The sequence below is a fragment of the Pseudomonadota bacterium genome (assembly GCA_016711215.1).
Taxonomy (GTDB): Bacteria; Myxococcota_A; Polyangia.
The window spans coordinates 647,643-667,174 of record JADJTL010000003.1; the positions used below are offsets into that span (position 1 = coordinate 647,643).

At 71.7% G+C, this 19,532-nt stretch carries 13 protein-coding genes and 1 pseudogene; 8 read left to right on the forward strand and 6 right to left on the reverse strand.

Annotation, left to right across the window (positions count from 1 at the left end; genetic code table 11):
- Positions 1-71: 71 nt before the first annotated feature.
- Positions 72-1,899: pseudogene (typA, locus tag IPL40_11515) on the forward strand (translational GTPase TypA).
- Positions 1,900-1,957: 58 nt separating this feature from the next.
- Here the strand turns inward: typA and IPL40_11520 are convergent.
- Both IPL40_11520 and IPL40_11525 read right to left on the reverse strand, forming a co-directional pair.
- A complete protein-coding gene (locus IPL40_11520) occupies positions 1,958-3,541 on the reverse strand; it encodes a flotillin family protein (GenBank protein ID MBK8481790.1) in 1,584 nt (527 codons plus the stop codon).
- A 56-nt stretch (positions 3,542-3,597) separates the two neighbouring features.
- Positions 3,598-4,251, reverse strand: a complete 654-nt coding sequence (locus tag IPL40_11525) for a hypothetical protein (GenBank protein ID MBK8481791.1) — start codon at positions 4,249-4,251, stop codon at positions 3,598-3,600.
- Positions 4,252-4,481: 230 nt separating this feature from the next.
- Here IPL40_11525 and IPL40_11530 point away from each other — a divergent pair, with 230 nt between their 5' ends.
- The 4 genes from IPL40_11530 to IPL40_11545 are packed head-to-tail and all read left to right on the forward strand — an operon-like array spanning position 4,482 to position 8,768.
- Positions 4,482-5,705: an efflux RND transporter periplasmic adaptor subunit gene (locus tag IPL40_11530; protein ID MBK8481792.1), complete on the forward strand. Its 1,224-nt coding sequence runs from the start codon at positions 4,482-4,484 to the stop codon at positions 5,703-5,705.
- 20 nt (positions 5,706-5,725) lie between these two features.
- Complete coding sequence (locus IPL40_11535; protein ID MBK8481793.1) at positions 5,726-6,436, forward strand: ABC transporter ATP-binding protein; 711 nt, start codon at positions 5,726-5,728, stop codon at positions 6,434-6,436.
- The gene (locus IPL40_11540) at positions 6,433-7,605 is read left to right on the forward strand and encodes an FtsX-like permease family protein (protein ID MBK8481794.1); all 1,173 of its coding nucleotides are present in this window, start codon (positions 6,433-6,435) and stop codon (positions 7,603-7,605) included. The genes IPL40_11535 and IPL40_11540 overlap by 4 nt, the downstream gene beginning before the upstream one ends.
- Positions 7,605-8,768 (forward strand): ABC transporter permease, encoded by a 1,164-nt coding sequence (locus tag IPL40_11545; protein MBK8481795.1) that lies wholly within the window; start codon positions 7,605-7,607, stop codon positions 8,766-8,768. Before IPL40_11540 ends, IPL40_11545 begins: the two co-directional genes overlap by 1 nt.
- 49 nt (positions 8,769-8,817) lie before the next feature.
- On the opposite strand, the gene IPL40_11550 is transcribed toward IPL40_11545, so the two are convergent.
- Positions 8,818-9,249, reverse strand: a complete 432-nt coding sequence (locus IPL40_11550) for a hypothetical protein (GenBank protein MBK8481796.1) — start codon at positions 9,247-9,249, stop codon at positions 8,818-8,820.
- A 301-nt stretch (positions 9,250-9,550) separates the two neighbouring features.
- Between IPL40_11550 and IPL40_11555 the strand changes: the two genes are divergently transcribed.
- Complete coding sequence (locus IPL40_11555; GenBank protein ID MBK8481797.1) at positions 9,551-11,173, forward strand: alkaline phosphatase family protein; 1,623 nt, start codon at positions 9,551-9,553, stop codon at positions 11,171-11,173.
- Between the two features lie 84 nt (positions 11,174-11,257).
- On the forward strand, positions 11,258-12,835 hold the full coding sequence (locus IPL40_11560) for a proline--tRNA ligase (GenBank protein MBK8481798.1): 1,578 nt from the start codon (positions 11,258-11,260) through the stop codon (positions 12,833-12,835).
- A gap of 293 nt (positions 12,836-13,128) precedes the next feature.
- Here the strand turns inward: IPL40_11560 and IPL40_11565 are convergent, their stop codons facing one another.
- From IPL40_11565 to IPL40_11575, 3 genes are all read right to left on the reverse strand, one after another.
- Positions 13,129-14,493, reverse strand: coding sequence for a hypothetical protein (locus tag IPL40_11565; protein ID MBK8481799.1), 1,365 nt, complete (start codon positions 14,491-14,493; stop codon positions 13,129-13,131).
- A 101-nt stretch (positions 14,494-14,594) separates the two neighbouring features.
- Positions 14,595-16,283: a hypothetical protein gene (locus tag IPL40_11570; GenBank protein ID MBK8481800.1), complete on the reverse strand. Its 1,689-nt coding sequence runs from the start codon at positions 16,281-16,283 to the stop codon at positions 14,595-14,597.
- Between the two features lie 167 nt (positions 16,284-16,450).
- Positions 16,451-17,677, reverse strand: a complete 1,227-nt coding sequence (locus IPL40_11575) for a hypothetical protein (protein MBK8481801.1) — start codon at positions 17,675-17,677, stop codon at positions 16,451-16,453.
- Between the two features lie 165 nt (positions 17,678-17,842).
- Between IPL40_11575 and IPL40_11580 the strand changes: the two genes are divergently transcribed.
- Positions 17,843-19,507 (forward strand): hypothetical protein, encoded by a 1,665-nt coding sequence (locus IPL40_11580; protein ID MBK8481802.1) that lies wholly within the window; start codon positions 17,843-17,845, stop codon positions 19,505-19,507.
- The last annotated feature ends 25 nt before the right edge of the window (positions 19,508-19,532 follow it).

The window sequence follows — 19,532 nt, forward strand, 5'->3', positions numbered from 1 at the left end:
ACGCCGCGCGAGCCCCCGCGCGAAGAAGAGCGCTTGACGACCTGGTCGTTCGCGCGTAGGGATGGCGCCCCATGAACGAGCATCTTCCCTGCCGTACCGTTGCCATCATCGCCCACGTCGATCACGGCAAGACCACACTGCTCGACTGCCTGCTGCGACAGTCGGGCACCCTTAGCGAGCGCGGCCCCGTCGTCGAACGCGTGATGGACTCCGATCCGCAGGAGCGCGAGCGCGGGATCACGATCGTGGCCAAGTGCACCGCCGTCGAGTGGCAGGGCCACCGCGTGCAGATCGTCGACACGCCGGGACATCAGGACTTCGGCGGCGAGGTCGAGCGGATGCTGCGGATGGTCGACTCGGTGCTGTTGGTCGTCGACGCCGTCGAGGGCCCGATGCCGCAGACCCGCTACGTGCTGCGCAAGGCGCTAGAGCACGGGTACCGGCCGCTGGTCGTGATCAACAAGATGGACCGTCCCCGAGCACGCGCCAACGAGGTGCTCGACATGATCTTCGACCTCTTCAGCGCGCTGGGCGCGAGCGACCGCCAGCTCGACTTCCCGACGGTCTATGCCTCGGCCAAGGCCGGCTGGGCCTCGCTGCAGGACGACGCGCCGGGCAGCGACATGAGCCCGCTCTTCCAGGCGATCATCGACCACGTCGAGCCGGCGGCGATGAGCCTGACCGCGCCCTGCCAGCTCCAGGTCTCGACCCTCGACTACTCGGAGTACGTCGGCCGCATCGCGATCGGCCGCGTGCAGGCCGGGCGGCTGCGCCGCGGCATGCAGGCCGTCTGCTGCCGGCGGAGCGGGGCGCAGGATCTCTTCCGCGTGACCAAGCTGATGGGCTTTCGTGGGCTGGAGCGCGTCGAACTCGAGGAGGCCATCGCCGGGGAAATTGTGGCGCTCGCCGGCATCGAGGGCGTCACGATTGGCGAGACCATCTGCGCGGCCGAACACCCGGCGCCGATGCCGCTGATCCCGATCGACGAGCCGACGATCTCGATGCTCTTCGGCATCAACAGCTCGCCCTTCGCCGGACGCGAGGGCAAGTACGTCACCGGACGCCAGCTCCGCGAGCGACTCGATAAGGAGCTCGAGCATAACGTCGGTCTGCGCCTCGAGGCGCTCCGCGACGGCTCGACCCAGGGGACCGAGGCCTGGAAGATCTACGGGCGCGGCACCCTGCACCTCAGCGTGCTGATCGAGAAGATGCGGCGCGAGGGTTACGAGATGACCGTCGGCCAACCCCAGGTGGTCATTCGCGACGGCGAAGAGCCCTACGAGCTAGCGGTGGTGTCGGTGCCGCAGGCCTTCTCCGGCACGGTGATCGACAAGCTCAGCCGGCGCTTCGCGACGCTGATGCGCCACGAGGTCGACCTCGGCGGCACGGCGACCCCTCGAGTTCGAGGTGCCGAGCCGCGGGCTGATCGGCTACCGCAGCGAGTTCCTCACCGATACGCGCGGCGAGGGCGTGCTCTACCACTCGTTCGCGCGCTACGGCGCCTGGGCGGGGGCGCTGCGGCGGCGCGAGAACGGCGTGATGATCGTCCAGCAGGCCTGCGAGACGGTGACCTACGGGCTCAACGGGCTGCAGGAGCGCGGGCGCCTCTGTATCGGCCCGCAGGAGCCCGTCTATGGCGGCCAGATCGTCGGCCTGCACAGCCGCAACAACGATCTGGTGGTCAACCCGGGCCGCAAGAAGCAGCTGACCAACGTCCGCTCGACCGGCCATGACGAGAACTACCGACTGACCCCGCACCTGCGCTTCACCCTCGAGGAGGCGCTCGAGCTGATCGCCGAGGACGAGCTGGTCGAGGTCACGCCGCAGGCCATTCGGCTGCGCAAGCGCACGCTCGACCACTCCCAGCGTCAACGCGAAGAGAAGGGTCCCAAGTCGTAGCGGCCCGTACCGGCCTCGTCACGGGCAGCGCGGTCGGCCAGCGCGGTCGCGCGCCCGGCTAGAGCGCCGCTGGCGCCGCGCTGGGGCTGCCGCCGGCCCCCGGATGACCCGCGGCGCCGGCCCTGGCGCCTTCCTTGATGTGGCCGAGGTAGCTGGGCAGCTCGACCCCGGCCATCGCCGCCACCTCGTGCAGCGGCGGCAGGCTCTTGATCAAGCTGGAGACGAAGCCAGCCGTCGAGGACGAACCGCCCTCGCCGCTGCCGCTATCCCAGACCGTCACCTTGTCGATCTTGAGGTTCTTGATCGCCTCGACCTGACGCGCCACGATGTTCTCGAGCTTCTCGATCATCAGCAAGGTCGCCGCCGCGCGCGCATCGCCCGCGCAGCTCAACACCAGCGCGCGATAGCCCTCGGCCTTGGACTCGAGCACCTGCCGCAACCCGCGCGCCTCGGCCTCGTACTGCATCAGCGTCGCATCGGCCTGACCGCGCGCCTCGCGCCGCGTCTTCTCGGCCTCGGCCTCGGCGGCGATCTCCACCTTGCGCCGGTCGATCTCCTGGCGGACGATCTGCTCGGCGTTGAGGCGCTCCTGCTCGGCGAGGTACTGCGCCTTCTGCACCTCGGCGATCGCCTGCCGCTCGGCCACCTGCCCGCGCTGCATCGCCTCCGCCTGGCGCACCTCCAGCTCGGCGTTGTAGCCGGCGATATGCGCTTGAGCCTCGTTCTCGCCGCGCACCGCGTCGGCCTCTTGGCCGGCGACGTAGACGCGGCGATCGGCGTCGGCGCGCTTGCGACCCTTATCGGCCGTCGCCTCGTTCTCTGCCACCTTGATGTGCCGCTCGCGCACCGCCGCGGCCTCACCGACGGCGGCCTCCGTCTCCTGCTGTTGCACGTAGATGCGGCGGTCGGCCTCGGCGGCCTTCTTGCCCTTCTCCGACTGGGCCACGTTCTCGGCGACGCGGATCTCGCGCTCGCGCACCGCCCCCGACTCACCGACCGCGCCGAGCTTGTCCTGCTCGGCGACGTCGACCTTGGCCTTGTTGATCGCCTCCGACGCTGCCTTGCGGCCGATCGACTCGATATAGGTCGACTCGTCGGTGATGTCGGTGATGTTGACGTTGATCAGGTAGAGCCCAATCTTATTGAGCTCGGGCTCGACGTTCTTGCGAATCGACGCCAGGAAGGACTCGCGATCCTGATTGATCTGCTCGATCGTCAGCGAGGCGACCGTCAGGCGCAGCTGGCCAAAGATGATCTCGCGCGCCATGCCCTCGATCTCGCGCGGCTGCAGGTTGAGCAGCCGCTCGGCCGCGTTCTGCGTGATCGTCGGATCGGTGCTGACGCCGACGGTGAAGGTGCTCGGCACGTTGATGCGGATGTTCTGCAGCGAGAGCGCGTTCTGCAGCGGGATGCCAATGGTCATCGGCGTGAGCGAGAGGAAGCGGTAGTCCTGGATCAGCGGCAGCACGAGCGTGCCACCGCCGTGGATGCAGCGCGCCGACTGCCCGACGCCGACCTTGCCGAAGACCACCAGCACCTTATCCGAAGGACAGCGCTTGTAGCGGCTGGCCAGGAACAACATGAAGAAGACGACGAGCACCGACAACGCGGCGATCGCCAAGGTCCAGAGGGTGAGGGGCATCGGGCCTCCTTGCAGCAGCTGCTGCGCGGTCTCGCTGAGGTGCTTTGCGCTCTCGGTCAAAGGCTGCGGCCTGCGGCGGAGGCCTCAGCCCCGGCGAGCGGGGCGAGGCGCTCGATCACCAAGACGCTGGCGCCGCTGAGCGCGACGACGCGCACCCGGGTCGCCGTCGGCACGGGGTCGCCCGCGTGGCTGGCGGCCTCGAGGACCAGCAGCCGGCCCTGCACGGCGACCTGGACCTTGCCGGTGCCGCCCGCCGGGATGTCCAGGTAGACCGTACCTTCGGCGCCGATCGCGTTGTGCAGCTTCAACGTCCCGCTCGACTGCAGGCGGTTGAAGAGCGCGAACAAGGCGCCGATCAACCAGACCGCGAGCAAGCCCGCGGCGAGGCCCCCGCCGACGGCCCCGACCGCCGGTATGGCGTGGGCCCGACTGAGCGCCAGGCCAACCAGCCCGAACATCATGAAGAAGGCCGTCATCCCCTGAAACGAGAGCAGCTTGAACGCGAGATCCGCGGTGCCGTCGTGAGCGTGGGCGGCCTCGCCCTCGCCCGCCAGATCGGCGTGATCGAGGTCGGCGCCGTCGCCGTCGCTGAGGCCACCGCCCGTGACGAAGGCCAGCACCAGGCGCACCGCGAAGAGCGCCCCACCGGCGATGGCGAAGAGCAGGAAGACCTTTTCGATCGTCGGAAGGGCCGCAAACCAGGCGTTCATGGTGGTCCTCGGGTCAGGGCGCAGGCCTCAGCAGCGCAGTTTGCTGCGCCCGGCGCGCCGACGTCAAGCGCAGCGTGCCGCCAGTCTCCCCGGGGGGCCGGGTCCCAGCAGGGGGCGCGTGCCCGCCGTCGGGAGGGGGTCGCTCTGGGACGCTGGCTGGTCTATGCTCCCGGGCCGAATCGGCAAGGGCTGAAGCGACAGAACGACCAAGAGCGTCGGCGGCCACCACGATGTCCGAAGAGCTATCCCGCGACCTCGCCTCGCTACGCATCGACCGCTCGGCCGAGGAGGCGCCTCCGCGCCGCTGGCCCGGGCGCTTGCTGCTGCTCGCGCTCCTGGCCGGTGCAGCGCTCGGCGCCAGGACCTTCGTATGGCCCGCCCTCAGCGGACGGGTGTTCCGGACCGCGGTCAGCGTGACCGAGGTGCTGACGATGTCGCCCGCCGAGGCGCGGGTCGAGCTGACGGCCACCGGCTACGTCGTGCCCCAGCGCGCCTCGCGGCTGACGCCGCAGATCGAGGGCCGCCTCGCGCAGGTCACCGTCAAGGAGGGCGACCTCGTCCGCGCCGGTCAGCCCCTGGTGCGGCTGGAGGACGCCGACCGCCGCAGTGCGCTGGCGACGGCGCGGGCGCGGGTGGCGACGGCGCAGGCGCGGGTGCGTGCGGCCGAGGCCACGCTGGCCGAGGCGGCCTTGAAGCTCCGGCGACAGCGCGCGTTGCAGCAGCGGGGGGCGACACCCGCCGCCGAGGTCGAGGATTTGGCCGCGCGCGTCGCGTCGCTCGGGGCCGAGGTCGACGCGGCCCGAGCCGACGTCAGCGCCAGCCGGGCGCAGGCCGAGGCGCAGCGCGTCGAGCTCGACTACATGACCATCGCCGCGCCGATCAGCGGCACCGTGGTCAGCAAGCCCGCCGAGCTGGGCGAGTGGGTCGGACCAAGCACCCCCATTCTCGAGCTCGCGGACCTCGGCACGCTCGAGGTCGAGGTCGACGTGCCCGAGGCGCGCCTGCAGCAGGTGCGCGCGGGAGCGCCCTGCGAGATCGTGCTCGACGCGTTCCCGCAGCGGCGCGAGCGCGGCGAGGTCGTCCGCGTCAGCCCGCGCCTCAACCGCGCCAAGGCGACCGCCACGGTCAAGGTGCGCTTCGTCGACCCCGTCAGCGAGCTGCGGCCCGAGATGGCCGCGCGCGTCGCCTTCCTGCGCGGCGCGGCGCTCGACGCCGCGAGCGTGCAGGCGCCGCCCAAGGTGATCGTCCCCGCCGCCGCGGTGGTGCGCCGCGGCCCTGCGGCGTTGGTCTTCGTCGTCGACGGCGACCGCGTGCGCCTGCAACCGGTGCAGCTCGGCCCGGCCTTTGGCGGCGGCTTCGAGCTGCTGGCCGGGCCGCCTTCCGGCACGCGACTGGTCAGCAACCCGCCCGCCGGTCTCGCCGACGGCCAGCGGATCAAGGAGCAGAGCACGTGAGCATCGAAGCTGGGGCCCCGGTGGCAGCGACCACGGAGGTTGGCGGCGGCGCGGCAGCGACCGCGCCGATCATTCGCCTGCGCGGCGTGAGCAAGACCTACTGGCGCGGCAAGGAGCCGCTCCACGTGCTGCAAGCGCTCGACCTTCAGGTGGCGGACGGGGCCTTCGAGGCGCTGATGGGCCCGTCGGGCTCGGGCAAGACCACCCTGCTCAACCTGCTGGCGGGGCTCGACCAGCCGAGCGCCGGGGAGATCGAGGTCGCCGGCACGCGCCTCGACCAGCTCAGCGACGGTGCGCTGGCACGCTGGCGCGCCGGAAACATCGGGTTTGTCTTCCAGTCCTTCAACCTGCTGCCGGTCTTGACCGCGGCGCAAAACGTCGAGCTGCCGCTGCTCTTGACCAAGCTGCGGGCCGCGGAGCGTCGCGAGCGGGCGCAGACCGCGCTGCGCCTGGTGGGGCTCGCCGACCGCGCCGATCACTTCCCGCGTCAGCTCTCCGGGGGCCAGGAACAGCGCGTCAGCGTGGCGCGCGCCATCGTCAACGACCCGCGGATCATCGTCGCCGACGAGCCGACCGGCGAGCTCGATCGGCAGAGCGCCGATGAGGTGCTCGAGCTGCTGCAGCGCCTCAACCAGGAGCTCGGCAAGACGGTGCTGATGGTGACCCACGACCCGCTCGCCGCCGAGCGCGCGACGGTGCTGCGGCGGCTCGACAAGGGGGCGCTGACGTGAAGTGGGTCTTGCTGGCGCTGCGCAACCTGCGTCATCAGCGCGGCCGCACGCTCTTGACGCTGCTCGGTGTCGCGGTCGCGGTGATCACCTTCACGGCGCTGCGCACGATCGTCGGGAGCTGGCTCTCTGCTGCCGAGCACTCGGCGCAGGACCGCATCGCCACGCGGCATAAGGTCACCTTCCTGATGACCCTGCCGCGCCGCTACATCGACCGCGTGCGCGCCCTGCCGGGCGTCGAGCAGGCGACCTTCGCGAGCTGGTTCGGCGGCAAGCATCCGGTCCGCGACAAGGAGTTCTTCGCGACGATCGCCGTCGACCGCGACAGCTTCTTCGAGGTCTACGACGACATGGCGCTGCCGCCGGAGCAGCTCGCGGCCTTTCGCCAGGACCGCCAGGCGGCGGTCGTCGGCGACGCACTGGCGGCGCGCTTCGGCTGGAAGGTCGGTGACCGCGTCACGCTGCGCGGCACGATCTTCCCCGGCAGCTGGCAGTTCAACGTGCGCGGCATCTATCAGGCCACGCGCAAGGCCGTCGATCGCTCGAGCTTCATCTTTCGCTGGGACTACCTCAACGACTGGTCCGGCCTCTTGGCGGCGCAGCGCGACCAGCTGGGCTGGATCGTCTGTCGCGTCAGCGACCCGGGGCGCAGCGCCGCGCTGAGCCAGCAGATCGATCGGATGTTCGAGAGCGAAGAGCAGCAGACCGCGACGATGAGCGAGCGCGAGATGAATAACTCCTTCCTCGGCATGTTCGGCGCCGTGCTCGGCGCGATCGACCTGGTCTCGCTGGTGATCATCCTGATCATGGCGCTGATCCTCGGCAATACGATCGCGATGGGCGTTCGTGAGCGCACCAAGGAGTTCGGCATGCTGCGCGCGGTCGGCTTCACACCGCGCCAGCTCGCGCTGCTGATCCTCGGCGAAGGAATGGCCACCGGCCTGCTGGGCGCGGGGCTCGGCGTGCTGCTGGCATTCCCGCTGATCGACCAGGGGCTGGGCCGCTTCGTCGAGGAGAACATGGGGGGCCTGTTCCCGCACTTCCGCGTGCCCTGGCAGACGACGCTCCAGGCCCTGATCCTCGGGCTCCTGCTCGGCGCCTTGGCCGCGGCGATCCCCGCCTATCGCGCGCTGCGGCTGCGGGTCGTCGACGCGCTGCGGAGGGTCGGCTGATGGTGCCGCTGATCTACAACCTGCGCTCGCTGCGCGCGCGCCGCGCCACCAGCGCCTTCACGGTGCTCGGCCTCGCCCTCGTCGTCTTCGTGCTGGCGGCGGCGCTGATGCTGGTGCAGGGCATCGAGCGCACCTTTCGCGCCGGTGGCAGCGATGACAGCGTCGTGGTGCTGCGCAAGGGCAGCGACGGCGAGCTGGCGAGCTACTTCGACCAGCAGCATCTGGGGCTGCTGCTCTCCGCGCCGGGCGTCGCGGCGGGCGGCGACGGCCCCGTCGCGCATGGCGAGGTGATGCTGGTGATCCTGCTCGAGAAGCCCGGCGGACCCTACGTCGCCAATGTGCGGCTGCGCGGGGTGCCAGCGGCGGCGCTGCACTTCCACCGCGCCTGGCGGATCGTCGCCGGTCGCCCGCCACGGCCGGGCACCGCCGAGGTGGCGATCGGCCAGCGCCTGGTCGGACGCTTCAAGGGGCTGCAGCTCGGCCAGCGCTTCGAGCTGAAGAAGAATCGCCCCGTCCAGGTGGTCGGCGTCTTCGCCGCGGGCGGCGCCTCCTTCGAGTCGGAGATCTGGGGCGACCTCGACGTCGTGCGCGACGCCTTTGGACGCGAGGCGACCTTCTCGCTCGCCCGCGTACGGCTCACGTCGCCCAGCCAATTCGCTGGCTTCAAGGCCGCGGTGGAGAGCGACCAGCGCCTGCAGCTCGAGGCGCTCCGCGAGGCCGATTACTACGCCAAGCAGTCCGAGGGCACGGCCGCGTTCATCGGCGGGCTCGGCGTGGTGATCGCGCTCTTCTTTGCGCTCGGCGCGATGATCGGCGCCACGATCACCATGCACGCCGCCGTGGCCCAGCGACGGCGCGAGATCGGCACGCTGCGCGCCCTCGGCTTCAGCCGCAGCGCGGTGCTGCTCTCCTTTCTGCTCGAGTCGACGGTGCTGGCGCTGGTCGGCGGGGCGCTCGGCGTGGGCGGGGCCTTGTTGCTCAGCCTCGCCGAGCTGCCACTGATGGACTTCTCCGGCTGGAGCGAGATGATCTTCCGCTTCGTGCCCACGCCGACGATCATCGGCACCGCCCTGCTCTTCGGCTGCGGCATGGGCCTGCTGGGCGGCCTCTGGCCCGCGCTGCGCGCCGCACGCACGGTGGCCGCCGAGGCGATCCGCGCCTGAGGCGCGGGGGGCCGACAGGCCTAGGCTGCTAAGGGCGTGAACAGACGCGCTAGGCGTCTTCAAGCGGCGGGAGGGCCTGGGCCATCACCCGGCGCTTGCCGACGAAGGCGACCTGGATCTTCTGCGGGCTGATCTGCAGCTCGACGACGCCCTCGCCGAAGGTCGGGTGCAGGAGGCGGTCGCCGACGGCGAAGGTCTCCTGGAGTCGATAGGTGCGCAGCGGCTTGCTGCGATCGACCGTCGGCAGCGGAGCCTCTGCGCTCACTCGCCCTGAGGGTCGCCGCCCGGTGGCGCGGCTGCTGCGGCGCTCGCGCGCCGGCGCTGCCTTGGCCAGCCCACCCGGTGGCCGGTAGCCGTGCAGGCCACCGCACTGCTTGCACTGGACCTTGGCCACCCGCACCCCCACCTTGGCCACGACAACATGCCAGACGTCGCCGCACTTGCCACAGATCGACTCGATATCCGCTCCGACGTTGCCCACGTTCACATCCATTGCCCGCGGAGAGGCTGCCCCGCGTAGTCAGATCGCCCACGGCGCGGACGCCCGTGTCCGCACCCCGTCTCGCCGAGCCCAGCCTTCGCGCATGCTCCGCCGAGCGGGCGCGGATGATAGACGATGGAGCGCGCGGCTGCTAAGCGATTGCTGTTGATTTGCGAGCCACCATGCCCGAACGTTGCGCCGCGGCGCGGGCGCATCGCCCAGGCCGCCCCGAGCGAGCGCGGCGCTTGCCCTGCGCCCTTCAAAAACCTCGCTCAATAGCCAACAGGAGAGCATCCGCGCCATGCGACTCAGAGCGCCAAGCATCGTCCTCGGGATCGTCCTCGCGCTTGGCCTCGGCGCTACGGCCTGCGCACCGCTGCGGGCGAAGGCAGGACCGGCGCCGACGGCGACGCGGCCAGCGCCGCGCCTCGTCGTCCTGGTGGTGATCGATCAGCTGCCGAGCTGGGCCTTCGAGGCGCACGCGCCGCTCGCGCGCCTGGGCCTGCGCCAACTGCTCGACCAGGGCGTCGTCTTCCCGCGCGTGCGCTTCCCCTACGCCGCCACGCTGACGGCGCCGGGACATGCTGCGCTGGTCACCGGGGCAGCGCCGGCCCAGAGTGGCATCGTCGGCAACCGCCAGCTGGATCGGCAGCGCGACGTCCTCGTGCCAGTCACCCTGGATCCCCGCGCTCCCGTCCTCGGCGACGCGGCGGCGGGTGGGGTCTCTCCGCACGCGCTGCGCGTTGCGACGGTCGGCGACGCGCTGAGCGCGCAGGGCGGCAGGGTCGTGTCGCTCAGCGTCAAGGATCGCGCCGCCGTGATGATGGGCGGCAAGCGGCCGACGCTGGCGCTCTGGTACGACGCCAACACCGGGACGATGACCTCGAGCCGCTACTATGTCTCCGCGCTGCCCCGCTGGGCGGCGACGCTGCCGCCGGCGAGCCACTGGCTCCCCTACCGTTGGGAGGCCCTGGACCGCGACCTGCTGCGGCGCTGGGGCGGCGAGGACGATGCTCCCGACGAGCCCGCCGACCATCCCCTGGGCCGCGTCTTTCCGCATCTGCTCGCGGCCGGGCCGGCGGCCAACGCGCTCGTCGAGCGGACGCCGGTCGCCGATGAGCTGCTGCTCGAGGCCGCGCTGCGCGCCGTCGACGCGCTGGCGCGGGGACCTCGTCGAAGGACCGCAGACCTGCTGGCGATCAGCTTCTCGACCCACGACAAGGTCGGACACGCCTGGGGCCAGGAGTCGTGGGAGGCGCTGGACATCTTCTTGCGCCTCGACGTGCTGCTGGGACGGCTGCTGGCGCGGCTCGACCGTCGCTACGGCGCCGGTCGATACAGCGTCCTGCTGACCAGCGACCACGGCGCGACGCGCGGCAGGGGCGGACGCGGGCCCCAGCGGATCATGCCCGCCGCGATCATCGAGGCCGCAGGCAAGGCTGCCGAGGCGCGGCTGGGCGCGGGCCCCTGGATCGCCGCGGCCGAGGTGCCCTTCATCTACCTCGGCAAGGCTGCCCGCGCGCTGCCTGCCGCCGAGCGCGCCGCGCTCGTCGACGGCATCGCCGAGGGCCTCGCCGCGCTGCCCGGCGTCGCCTTCGCGCTGCCGAGCGCGAGCGTCCGTGGCGACTGCGAGGCGCGCGCCCCGGCGGCCGCCACCCAATGCCGCGCCGTGCATCCGGAGGTCGCAGGTGAGGTGCTCTTCGGGACGGAGGACCACGCCTTCGTCTCGGATGACCGCCAACAGACGACCTCGCACGGCTCGCTGAACGACGACGACGCGCTGGTGCCCGTGGTGATCATGGGGCCGTCGCTGGCGCCCGGACGTCGCCCGGCAGAGGTGTCGGCGCTGCGCGTCGCCTCGACGCTGGCCGAGCTGCTCGGCATCCAGCAAGCGATCGGCGGCCAGCGCTCGCTCTTTCGCTGAGCGCGGGGGCTGCGGGGCCGCGCGCGGCGCCCCGGTCCGGGTCGGCGCGGGCGAGCCGCTTGCGTGGCGACCGCGTCAGACGCTATGAGTCGGCGCGGGGAGGCAGTGCACGTGAGCCAGAGCGATTCCAACAAGCATAGGCCAGCGGGCGGCGGCGGCCGCGCGACGGCGGGTGGTCCAGCCAAGGGCGGCCAGAGCGACAAGATCACGACCCGCGCCGAGGACTTCGCGACCTGGTACCAGGACGTGATCCGCCAGGGCGACCTGGCCGAGGCGGCCGAGGTGGTCAAGGGCGCGATGGTGATCAAGCCGCACGGCTATGCGATCTGGGAGAAGATCCAGGCCGACCTCGATCGCCGCTTCAAGGCGACCGGGCATAAGAACGCCTACTTCCCGCTGCTGATCCCCGAGAGCTTCCTGCGCAAGGAGGCCGAGCACGTCGAGGGCTTCTCGCCCGAGCTGGCGGTGGTGACGATCGGCGGCGGCAAGACCCTCGAGGAGCCCTACGTCATCCGGCCGACCTCGGAGACGATCATCGGCCACTTCTTCGCGCGCTGGATCGAGAGCTGGCGCGATCTGCCGCTGCTCATCAACCAGTGGGCCAACGTCGTGCGCTGGGAGCTGCGCACGCGGATGTTCCTGCGCACGACCGAGTTTCTCTGGCAGGAGGGCCACACTGCGCACGCCACGGCCGAGGAGGCGCGCGCCGAGACGCTGCGGATGCTCGGCGTCTACGCCGACTTCGCCGAGAGCGTGATGGCGATGCCCGTGATCCAGGGCCGCAAGACGCAGGCCGAGAAGTTCGCCGGCGCGGTGCATAGCTTCGCGATCGAGGCGATGATGCAGAACGGCCTGGCGCTGCAGGCGGGCACCAGCCACGACCTGGGGCAGAACTTCGGCAAGGCCTTCAACGTGCGCTTCCAGAACAAGGACAAGGAGCTCGAGTACGTCTGGCAGACGAGCTGGGGCGTCAGCACGCGCCTGATCGGCGGCCTGATCATGTCGCACTCAGACGACCAGGGCCTGGTGCTGCCGCCGCGCCTAGCGCCGATCCACGTGGCGATCGTGCCGATCTACCGCAGCGAGGAAGAGCGCAGCGCGGTGCTCGAGCAAGCGCAGCGGCTGGCCACGGAGCTGCGCGCCCAGCGCCTCGCGGGCCAGCCACTGAGCGTCGAGCTCGACGACCGCGAGGGCTACAAGCCCGGCTTCAAGTACTTTCACTGGGAGCAGCGCGGCGTGCCGCTGCGCATCGAGCTCGGTCCCCGCGACCTGGCCGCCGGCCAGGCCGTCTGCAAGCGCCGCGACGCGGCCGCCAAGCAAACGCTGCCGCTGGCGGGGCTGCCCGAGCGCGTGCTCGGCGAGCTCGAGGCGATGCAGCGCGAGCTGCTCGAGCGCGCGCGCCAGCGACTGCTCGACAACACGGTGCTGGCCAACAGCCTCGACGAGCTGCGGGCGATCCTCGAGCCGGCCAGCGCCGAGCAGGGCGGCGGCAAGTTCGTGATGGTCCACGTCAAGGACGACGCCGCCTGTGATGCCAAGATCAAGGAGCTGAAGGCCAGCGTCCGCTGCCTACCCCTGGTCGACGCCCACGACGGCCCCGGCAGGTGCATCATCACCGGCGAGCCGGTCGCCCAGCGCGCGGTGGTGGCCAAGGCCTATTGAGGGGCGCGCGAGCCGACGTAGTCCGCTGCAGACGCAACTGCTGGTGCTGCTGGCCGGGCCTCGCCACCTCTCGCGACGAGCTGATCGCGCAGCTCCTGCAGCTCTCCCTCCCCGACGGCTGCTAGGCAAGCGCCGGGGAGGGGCCTCGAAGCGCTTCGGCAAGGCGGTGGTGGGCATCGCTCCGCGGAGCGGGCGCGCGGGTGATCAGGGCTGCGGCTGCTGCACGCGCAGGCTCGGGACCTCATCGCTGAGCCGATGGCGCTCCTTCGTCCACGCCCGCGCTTGGCCTCCGACTACGATTGCGCCGCCGACGCCTCCGCCGCCACCACCGCCGCCTCCTCCTCCACGCCAAGCAGCCGGACCTGCTCGCGAAGCTGCTGGAGCTCCTTCTTCAGGGCGCGAGGCATTTCGTAGAACATCGCCTCGAGCATCAGCGGTGCTATCAGCGCGGCCTCGGCCGGCTTCAGCCTCGTCGCTCGCAAGACGAGTCCTTGGAGCATCGCCCGAAGGGCGCGCGGGGCGATCTCCTCGATCACCTTGTTCATCCTGCGTTGCCCGCCACCGAAGCGATAGTGGGCCTTGAGGGCCTTGCCGGTGAGGGTCTGGGTGTGTGTGTCGTCTAGCCCTCGAAGCCTCGGCTCGAGCCAAACGGCGACCTCACACAGGCCCCTGCCGTCCCCGAGGAGCCGATCGAGGGTAGCCGTTCCGTTCGCGAGCTGATTCGTGAAGTGACCCTTGAGCTCTCCCTCGCGCGTCGCCTCGATGGCGCTCAAGACGCGATCCACGCCGAAGGCGTGCTGGGCGGCCTCCACCAGCGGCTGACCGTGACCCTTTGGACTAAGGAAACGAGCGCCCGGACGATGGATCTCCACGGAGCCCAACTGATCCGCGGTGATTTTGCGGAACGCCGCTGCGACCCCCAGCGCCGCCGCGATCTTCGCCGGGTCTTGCGCCGCCACCGCGTCGACGAGGTGGCCGTCGAGCGCCTTATGGCTCTGCGCCACCGTTCGGCGCACGCCGACCGCATCCCGAAAGCGCAGGGCGCCCCAGCTTGAGTGGCCCAGGTCCCCGGCCTGGGAAGCATAGCTCCAGAGCGCGTCCAGAAAGCGCTCGCCAGGGCGATCCACCTCGGATTCCGCCGCCTGGGATCCTTTGGACGCCCCGCGAAGGGCCGCCGCGGCCGACCTCAGGTCGTTCTTCAGCACCGGCAGTGCGGCTCGGCCGGCGCGGGCGACGGTCTTCCACGCTGCGCGAGCCGCGGCCTGCGGGGTGGCCCCGTGGGCGACGAGTGCCGCGGCCAAGGCCTCCTCCGGGGCCACCGAGCGCTCCCCAGTGACCAAACCCGCGCGGCCTGAGCGGCGCAGCTCCTCCCCGGCGTTCTTCCGCACGACAAACCGAGCTCGCGCCTGGGCAAGGCCACCAGCAGCGCGCGTGACCAGCCCCGTGACCAACCTGCTGACTTGTGTGGACACTGGAGTTCGAGTGCCCGTGGTGGAGGCGCCGAGCACGGCTGCTGCCGGCGCCGCGCCCCAGGCGGGCGAGGCGGCGAGGAGTGCGAGCGCCAGGGCAGCGCCGGCTGCCGTGAAGGCCCTGCGCTGGCGGATGAGCTGGCCGATCGGCGGGCGATGGGCGGGGGCGATTCGGTTGCGTGTCGCCATGGCGACCTCCTGCGTTGACGCGCTCGGCGGCGCGGTGCCTTCGATTGCTCTTGCGACTGGTCTACTTGGCATTGGGGGCTCAGGCGCTCCGCTGCCGCCGGCTAGGCGGCCTCGGGCAGGCGATGGTCGTCAACATCGAAGCCGGGATGACCGTTGGTCCCTTTCGGGGCGTCGGCCGGCGCCTCGTCGGGGAACTTGGCCTCCACCGCAGGCGCCCGCGCTGCACCCGGCGCGTACTGGCGCTCCATGCTTGACGGGAACGCGCGCCGCGGAGGGCTGCTGAAGTGGTTCTCGTTGGCCGCCGGCGCGTTGGGATCGAGGTTGTAGTAGGACAGCGTCGCCCGATGGGCGGCCGCGGCCTCGTCCTTCCGGCGGTCAGCCGCGCGGAGCCACGCGCCGTTGAGGCCCGCCCGCAGGCCCTGGACGCGATTGGCGACGAATTGTCCCGTGGCCCCGCCGGCGAACACGCCGCCGGCGACCATCCCGACCTGCGTCCAGGCGGCCAGCGCCGTGCTCCCCTGGATCAGCAAGGGCAGCGTCGCGAGCCCGACGCCGGTGACGCTGAGCATCACGGCGCCCAGCGCCAGCGCCCCCGCGCCCATCGTCACCCAATGCGTTTTCTTCGTCTCGAACTGGGCCTGATTCGCGGCCGCGACCTCGGCACGGTGCGCCCAGCGCTGATGCTTTTTCTCGGCCTTGACGGCCCCGCGGAGATGCGCCTTCTCGGCACCGATCTCGCCGCTCGAGCGCACGGCGATCCGAAGGACGCCATCGCTATCTCGAATGAGCTCCCTACCGCTGGAGCCCATCGTCCGCAGGAAGGTCTTGCGGATGCTCGCTTGTTGCTCGCGAAGCGGCCCGCGCGCCACTGGACCGATTCCCCGGGCTGCTGCGGCGCTAAGCTGCGCCTTATGGAGCGCCAGCAGATGCTGGTAGAAGCCATCGCGCCGGTCTCTCATCGCCTGAAGGATCGCCCCAGTGGCCGCCCCTGCACCCTGCTGCTCGATCACCGTACCCATATGCGACATGTTGAGGCTGCGGCCGACCACGCTGGGGCCAGTGTAGGCGCCGGCCGGCTGAAGGGCATGCACGCTGGGGTTCTGCGCTGCGCTGGCCGGGTCGTGCGACCAACGCGCGGCCGGCTGCCTGACGACCAGCTCGGGCGCGCCGACGCCCGACTCACGCAGCGCTCGCACCATGGCCGCCCGCACCGCCGGATTGGCCTCAGCCTCGACCAGCGCGTTGGCCTCGGCGCCCAGGGGGGCGGGCGGCGTGGCAGGCCGTGCCTCGGCCACCGGCGCCTCCGATGCGGGGGCGGCCTCCGCGGCCTCCGGCGCCTGGGCTTCGTCATGCTGAATTCGGGCCAGCCGGTCGTTCAGCACGCCGCTGAGCTGCCTGAAGGTCTTCGCGTCAAAGCTGGCGTGCTGCTCCTGCTCAGCCTGCAGGGCCTTCAGCAGCGAGTGGAGCTCCGTGTGGCTGACCTGCGGCGCGCCCCTCGCATCGGGTCGGGTGACCCGATGCAGCTCCTCGGTCAGCCCCTTCATGATCTCTCCGCGGCGCAAGGGGCGGGCCAGGTGGGCCGAGGCCCGCTGCATCAGTCCAGCCCGCGGACGATTCAGTCCCTGCAGGGCACCAAGGTAACCTCGAATGGGGGCGAGATGGGGAGCTTGAGCCGCCGGCGCCGCCGGCTCGGCCCAGGCGCCCGGCGTCCCCGCGACCAGCAGGGTCCCCGCGAGCAGGGTGACGGCGAAAAAGGCGACATAACGGCGCGACCTGGCTTCTCTGCGCATGGCTTCGACCTATTTTCCCCTTGTCTCCGCTGGCGGAGACCTGTCCTGGCGGAAACCTGCCCTTGCGGAAACCTGCCTGACCTGTGAGCGGATAAAAGCAAAGCTCGTGCCGATCGCAATGCCCCGCCACTCAAGAGGAAAATATCATCGTTCGGTTGGGCCGCCGGTCAGTGGGGCGGGCGGCGGCGGATCGAGTGGCCAGTGCCGTCGGCCAGGCTGGCGGCGACCGTCGCCTCGACCAGGCGGCCATCGTCGAGCAGGGCGCGGAGGCGAAGGGGGTGGGCCTCCAGGGCCAGCCAGACCGGCGGGCGCGGCAGGCGTAGGGTAGCGCTGGGGGGCGCGTCCCCGGCGGCGCGCAGGTCCCAGAGGCGCAGGCTGCCGTCGGCGCCGGCGAGGGCGGCGAGGTCGTCGGCAGCGGCGAGGGCGCGAGCCTCCCCCGCTCGCGGCCAGACCCGCACGACCGCGCGGGCGGTTGGATCATAAAGACGCAGCTCGCCGTCGGCGCGGGCGAGCAACAGGCGGCCGCGCGGGTCGAAGGCGAGCGCGCCGAGGGCGCCGGCGAGCGTATGCTGCGTGGCGCCCTGCGGCAGCGTGATCAGCGAGGCTGTGCCGGTGCGACAGGCCTGCGCCAGCAGGGCACCGCGACGGGTGAGCTGGGTCAGCGGGTAGGCGCAGGCGGGGCGCAGGTCGTGGGTTTGCACGAAGGTGCCGAAGGGGCAGCGCCGGGCCAGAGGAAGGCGCGCGCGCTGGTACTCGAGCACGATCAGCTCGCAGCCGAGCCCCGCGGCCGGCTCGGCCTCGCGGCGGTCGAGGCGCCAGCGCTGGACAAAGCCCTGGTCGGTACCGAAGAGCGCCCCGGCGTCGCCCGGCGCCAGCACGGCGGCGGTGATGGCCTGCGGGCCGCGGAGCTGGCCGAGCAGGCGCGGCGGATCCACCTGCCACCAGCCGATCGCGCGCCCACCGGCGGCCAGCAGCCGCCGCCCATCGGCGCTGAAGGCGAGGGCCGTCACGGGGCCGTCGAGCACAGCTGCAGCGCCGGCGGGCGGCAGCAGCCAGCGCGGCGGCAGCGCGCGCCCCCCCCCGAGGTTGGTCAGCAGCACGCCGCCCTCACGCGTGCCGACGGCGAGGGCGCCACCCCTCCCGGCGGCAGCGACCGTCGCCTGCACCGCGAGCGCGGCGACGAGGCGCAGGGGCCCGAAGCGCAGGACCCGCGGGGCCGGCGGGCGCCGCGCGCGCGCGCGCCAGAGGAGCAGCGGGGGCGTCACCAACAGGGCCGCGGCGAGCAGGACGAAGAGCGCCCGCTTCCAGCGCCGCGCGCGCAAAAGCGCCGCGCCTCGAGGGGCCGCGGCGGTGTCGAAGGTGGGATCCGGGGTCGGTACCAGCGCCATAACCAAGCACAGCCCTCGCCAAAAGGAGCACAGCCAAGAAAGCACAGGTGGTTGCCGCGCGGCCAACTTCGTTTCGCCGCTGGCTCCGTGTTAACGTCTACCACTCATCCTCTCACCGGATTAGCACCGGATAACGGAGCAACGATGCCATCGATGCATTCGATGCGATTGATGCGACCCCCAGTAGGCGCCCGCGGTGCCTGGCTCGCGGCGAGCATGGCGTTGCTGCTGATCTCGGGCGCGCAGCATGCGGCGCTGGCCGCGAAGGGCCCGACGCTATGCCGCGCCGCGCGGCGGCTGGCGCCGGCGAGCGCCAAAGCGACGGCGGCCCGGCCCCAGCTCAAGCCCCAGCTCAAGCCCCAGCTCAAGCCCCAGCTCAAGCCCGAGTCCAAGCCAGCGCGCAAACAGAAGGCCCGCGTCGTCGTGCTGCCCTTCGAGGGGCTGAGCGGCGGCAAAGCCCGCGCGGCGGTCGTACGCGGTATGGGCCGCAGCGTGCAGGTGCTGGCCATCGCCGACTATGCCGGCGAGGTGCGCCGCCAACGGGTCAACGGCGCTACTGCGGCCGGCATCGTCGCCGTCTGCACCCGCCTGCGCTGCAGCGCGGTGGTCAAGGGCTCCGTGGTCAAGGTGGCCCCGCCGGCGAACGCGGCGCGCGGGCCGGCGGCGAAGCGGCGGCGCAGGGCGCGCCCCGCGCTGCGACTCGAGCTCGTTGTCTACGACGGTGCGACCGGGCAGCCGCTCGGTACGCCGACCAGCCCCGAGCTGAGCGCAAGCGCGCTCGGCAAGGCGGGCCGCGGCCTGGGCCAGCTCTGCCTGCCACTGGTGGCGCGGGGCAGCTATCAGCAGGTCGCGGCGACCAAGGCGATCGCCGACGCCAAAGGCAAGCCGGCGGCGGCACCCGCAGCCCCCGTCACGGGCCGCGACGTAGCAGCAGCGGTGGCCGAGGATCCGGAGGCGGCCGCGGCCGCCGCGCTGGCGACGCCCGAGGACACGCCGGAGGCGCTGGCTGCGCCCCGCCCGATCCCGCCACCACCGCCGCGACCCGGTCTGCGCGAACGCTGGGCCGGCCTTGGCGAGCTCTCGGTAGGGGTGGGCATCGCCCAGCGTCGTTATGAGCTCAAGGCGCCGACGGCCGCGGGCAACCGTTCCTTCGACGGCAGCCCCTTTCCCGAGTTCGTGCTGCATGCCGAGGCCTATCCGCTGGCGACGGTGACCCGGGGCTTCCTGCGCCACCTGGGCCTCGCTGTCGATTACTCGCGGCACCTCGCGGTCAGCACGGACCTGCCGGAGAGCGATGGGCGAGCGCCGACCTGCGACTTCGGCAGCGAGGTGGCGACGCGGTCGCAGCAGCTCCTGGCCGACCTCGTGCTCCGCTGGCCGCTGGCGCTGAAGAGCGCCTGGAGCCCGACGTTGATCGGCAGCGCCGGAGTTGGGCTGCGAGAGTTTTCGCTCGGCGCCAACGACGTGTTGACCGGCTTCAACTACCGCTTCGCCCGCGTCGCTCTCGCCGCGCGTCAACCGCTCGGCACCCGCCTGGCCGTGCTCGAGCTGGGCGGCGACCTCCGACCGCTCTTCGGCGTCGGCCAAGATGCCGTGGATGCCCTCGGCGAACGCAGCAGCGGTCTGGCCTGGGCCCTTCGCGCCGGCCTGCGCGGGGAACTGAGCTGGGGGCTCTTCTACGGCGCCCAGGTCGAGTACCAGCGCTACACGATGGATCTGGCCGGCCTCGACGCCGCAGGTGAGCCCCCGCGCCCCTGCACCGCCGACAGCCCGGCCCCGACCTCGGGCACCGACAGCTACCTGCGCCTGACGCTGAGCGCAGGCTACGCGCTCTGAGCGCCCACCCAAGACCCGGGTCCCG